Below are 4,212 nucleotides of genomic sequence, written 5' to 3' on the forward strand. Positions count from 1 at the left end.
GCCTTTACAAGGCCGAGGTCATCTGGCGGCAGCGATCATGGCCAAGCGTTTCGGCCGTGGAAATGGCAACGCTGCGCTGGGTCGATTGGTACAATAATCACCGGCTCTTCGGCCCTATCGGGCACATCCCGCCCGCTGAGGCCGAAGACAATTACTATGCAGCCCTCGAGAACCTCGATATGGCTGCATAGCCAAATGAAAACTGCCTCCTGAAAACCCGGGGCGCTTCAGTTCCGCCCCAGAGCGCCGAACCACACAGCAACACTACTGATCTTTTCATATCCCCTCCCCTGTGTGTCTTGCGGTCAGCTGCCGGGTTTAGGCGGCATGACCCATTGCCCCGCAAAGCCAGATGGCGTTGCAGCTTCACTCCCTCCGAATTCCTGCTTTTTTGTCGTTCATCGGCCCTGATCCGGGCCGGGCAGTGCATTCCCGTCAGCGGTTCACCGCGAGGACGCGGCAGCCTCCGATCAGACGATCACCTCCGAGATCGATTTCGATGTCGCATTTGGCCCCGTGCCCCAGCTTCCAACCGGGAGCCCCATTACTTGCTGCAGTGTCAGGCCGACGCGAGATGTCGTATCGCCCTTGCCACTGACGTGCTGACCGGCTCGCCATTTGCCACCGGCCGATCCTGCAACGACCATCGGCAGCGATTCCAGAGTATGCAACTTGGCAAGATTGCTCTCGGAAAGCGCCAGGATCAGCGAGTGATCCAGCAAGGTCCCGTTGCCTTCCTTGACCGCATCGAGCTTTCCGAGAAGGCTCGCAAATACCTCCATGCTGCGCTCCAGGAAGTAAGTCGCCTGGATCTGGTAGCCTAGTTTGTCGTCGATCGGTTCTTCGTGGGTCAGTTCGTGCAGAGCGACCGACTGCCCAGCTCGCCGCAAGTTCGACACCGCCGCAGAAAGTGCGACGTGAAAAACGCGCGTCTGGTTGCATGCGAGCGCCATAACCAACAGGTCGGTCAACTGGTCATGCATCTGGGTCGCGGCCTCCCACGTGGTGCCGGGCTCGAGAGCAGCTGGCATCTTTGGGACCCGACAAGCCTCAGCCGGTGCCGGCGGCTGCAACTGGACTGCAAGTTGCTGTTCGACCTCGCGGATCGAGGTGAAGTATTCGTCGAGGCGCGCGCGGTCGGCCGCACCGACCTTCCTCATGAGATTTTCTCGACCATCCTTCACCGAGGAAAGCACGCTTTGCTCGACCATCAGCTTGGTGTCGGGCGTGAACTTGCCCGAGTTGGGATCCTGGAAATCCGGTCCAAACAACCGTTTGTAGACGGTGACGGGATCGACATCGCTCGGATTGACCGTGTTGCCGGCTCGCATCGAATAGCTAACGCTCGATTGCCCGGTGCAGGCCATCTGAAGCGACTTAAACCGCGTCCCTGCAGACACATGATCGGCGATCAGGCAATCCAGCGTAGGCGCAACTGCCGTGCCGATACCATTCCCGCCCTTGGACGGCGTCGTTCCGCCCAGCGCCCCCATGATCCCCGACCAGTGAGTGAGATTGGGCTGTCCGTCGAGAATGACGTTAAACCCGGAGAAGATGGTCGTTTTGGCCTTGAAAGGCGTGAGCGCGTGGGTCTCGTCCTTGAAGGTGAAGTCCGTTCCCGTGGCATCCGGGAAAAACCGCTTCGCATTGACGCCGCACCCCCAGAACCAGGTGCCAAAGCGTGTGGGAATTGGGGCGCCTGCCGCGAGGGCTTCGCCGCTTCCGTCAAGGAAAAGGTCGAGGAACGGGAGGGCCACCGTAATCGCGGAGCCGCGTAGAATACCTCTCAGAATGTTCCGTCTGGACAGGTCCAACATCGTCGTTCTCCTGCTTCTTATTTCGAGTTGAAGGCAACAGTGGGGCCGGTTGCCGCCTGGAATGCCTGACTCGTGGCAATCCGCCTCAGCAGGGCCGGGAACTGGTATCCGTCCTCGCCGAACTGATTGACCGCGTATTCAATCCAGGGCTCCTCGCCGGCCGTCGCTTTGCGACCGACCCCGTATTCGAAGACACGCTGTGTCACGCAGCTGGTGACCGCCGGGCTATCCCTCAGCAGCTTTGTGAGCTCCAGGCCGTTCTTGTAGGACTTGCCTTCGAAAGTGCCGCTGGCGTCGATCGTCACGCCATTTTCTTGAGCGCGGTAGCTGCCGACCGGATTGTAGTTTTCAAGCGAGAGCCCGATTGGGTCGGTGATACGGTGGCAGCCGGCGCAGGCCGGATTGTCCTGGTGAGCCGTCAATCGTTCTCGGGCTGTCTTGTGGACCGGGTCGTTGACGTCTTGCACCAGATCGAAATTCACATTGGCGGGCGGCGATGGAACCATCTCGCACAGCATGTTTTCCCGCACAGTCTTGCCGCGGATGGTCGGTGAACTGCGTCCTTCGTGTGAGGGATCGAGCATCAGGAAAGCAGCCAGAGTAAGTACGCCGGCGCGCGGATCGTTCTCAGGGAATGTGTAGGGCATCCAGTCCCCGAACCCGCGGTAGTCGACACGCACGCCGTAAAGGGCTCCGAGCGAGCGAGAGAGATAGGTCTTCTTGGTCGTGAAGAGATCCCGGTAATCGCCCTTGTCGTCCAGCAAGAGCCCTGTGATCGTGCGCAGGCTCTGTTCTTTGGCGTCATCCCTCAACTGCGGATTGAAGATCGGGTAAAGGCTAGGGTCTTTCGACAGGCCATCGAACTGGTCATAGGCCAACATGTCCTGAAAGAACGCCCTTACACCCCGCTTGAGCTGCGGGGCCGCCAGCATCCTGTCCACCTGCGCCTGGAGGCCAGCCTGTGTATGCAGATCTCCGCTTGCGGCAGATGCCAGCAATGCTTCGTCAGGCGGCGAGTCCCAGAGCAGGAAGCTGATACGACTTGCCAGCGAATAGGCATCAAGCCGGTTTGCGCCCGGCCGGGTAGGATCGGGCTCGGTGACTTCCATGCGAAACACGAAGGCTGGCGACATAAGCAGCGAGGACAGGCCCGCGCCCAGTCCCTGGTAGAAATCGCCTGCCGTCTTGGTCGTTCGCTCGGAAAGATCAACCGCCGCGCCAAGCTCGGCTTGGGTCAATGGCCTGCGGAACAGAAGGCGACCGTACTTGCCTAGGAACGCCGAGGCGCAGGCTGCGTCGAAGGATACGGCTGATGAAGGCGCGCAATTAAGGAATTTGACCCGATTCTCGGTGCTCAGGACCTGCGAGGAAATCTCCCGGGCACGGATGACGTATTGCTCAAGACCCGCAGGCGTCACCACGACTTTCGAGGCACCGATTGCCAGAAGCCCATCCTCCCTGACGGAGGGTTCGAAACGTCCGGGAACCGTGATGTCCGCAGAGAAGATCTGGGCGATCGATTGCTTGTACTCGTCCTCCGTCAAGCGCCTGAAGGTTGCCGGGCCACCAGTTGAAATCGGCTCGGTTACCGCAGGCTTGGGAGTTTCGTCAGCTCCTACTCCAACGCCGAGCGAAACGGCCACGATAGTCGCGGCACCGAACACCAGGGTGCTGAACTTGAGTCGGCGCGCACCGCCTGAAAGGCTCACCGCACATCTCCCTTTTTCGATGATCGCGCGTGAGCATTGTCCGCCAGCGCCTTGTCCGCCATGGCCATGTCCGAAGGCGATTCCTTCGTCATGAACGCAGGTACGGTGTCGATTTCGTAGGCAACCGAAATGCCGTCATATTCGCCGGTCACCGGGTTCTGCAGGCCGTCAGCCTCACGCTGCAACGCGTAATAGACCGCTGGCGCCTGATAGCCGAAGAGCCCTTCGGAATATCCGCTGCCGTTGCCTTCCGCGATCCGCCGCCAGTCCCGGTATCCGCCGAGAATACCCTTCATTGTGCCGTCGGGCTGCGGTTCGAGCCGGATGCGGGCTTTGAACAGTTCCAGCAACGGATCCTGTCCAAGGTTGGCGTCGAATTTCGGTATCGTGTCCGTCATCACGACGCCATCGTGGATGCGGCCTTTCACTCTCATGTTGAAGAGCGTGAAGTTCGGATCGTCCGTCGGACGGAACGTGTAATTTGGAATGAAGACCTTGCCGGCAGTATCGCGCATCGGCTTGTCCCGGCTGTAAATGATCGCAACCTCGACCTGATCGTCATTCCGCTCATCGTCGATTCCGCTGACTGAGGTGGTCCCGCCTTCTTGGACAGTTTGGCGGCTGAGTTAAGCTAATCCCGGTTGTCGTTCATGCCGCCTGTTTGATCATCAGATCATGGGGGGCAT

At 59.8% G+C, this 4,212-nt stretch carries 3 protein-coding genes and 1 pseudogene; 1 reads left to right on the plus strand and 3 read right to left on the minus strand.

The annotated features are described in order from the left end of the window. Positions 1–191: pseudogene (locus ADT71_RS00490) on the plus strand (IS3 family transposase); the annotation flags it as partial. A 279-nt stretch (positions 192–470) separates the two neighbouring features. Here ADT71_RS00490 and ADT71_RS00495 read toward each other — a convergent pair. Genes ADT71_RS00495 through ADT71_RS00505 form a run of 3 tightly spaced genes read right to left on the minus strand, consistent with a single transcriptional unit; the run spans position 471 to position 4,041 of the window. Next, on the minus strand, positions 471–1,817 hold the full coding sequence (locus ADT71_RS00495) for a DUF1552 domain-containing protein (RefSeq protein WP_082370047.1): 1,347 nt from the start codon (positions 1,815–1,817) through the stop codon (positions 471–473). A gap of 17 nt (positions 1,818–1,834) precedes the next feature. Next, positions 1,835–3,526 carry a DUF1592 domain-containing protein gene (locus ADT71_RS00500; protein WP_054434155.1) on the minus strand — a complete coding sequence of 564 codons (1,692 nt, stop codon included), beginning with the start codon at positions 3,524–3,526 and terminating at the stop codon, positions 1,835–1,837. Further along, the gene (locus ADT71_RS00505) at positions 3,523–4,041 is read right to left on the minus strand and encodes a hypothetical protein (protein ID WP_054434157.1); all 519 of its coding nucleotides are present in this window, start codon (positions 4,039–4,041) and stop codon (positions 3,523–3,525) included. Before ADT71_RS00505 ends, ADT71_RS00500 begins: the two co-directional genes overlap by 4 nt. Between the last annotated feature and the right edge of the window lie 171 nt (positions 4,042–4,212).

Source organism: Novosphingobium sp. ST904 (assembly GCF_001298105.1).
Taxonomy (GTDB): Bacteria; Pseudomonadota; Alphaproteobacteria; order Sphingomonadales; family Sphingomonadaceae; genus Novosphingobium.

Coding starts and splice junctions, on each gene's coding strand:
- ADT71_RS00495 (WP_082370047.1), bottom strand. CDS start 1,817: ATGTTGGACCTGTCCAGACGGAACATTCTGAGAGGTATTCTACGCGGC.
- ADT71_RS00505 (WP_054434157.1), bottom strand. CDS start 4,041: ATGCGCGATACTGCCGGCAAGGTCTTCATTCCAAATTACACGTTCCGT.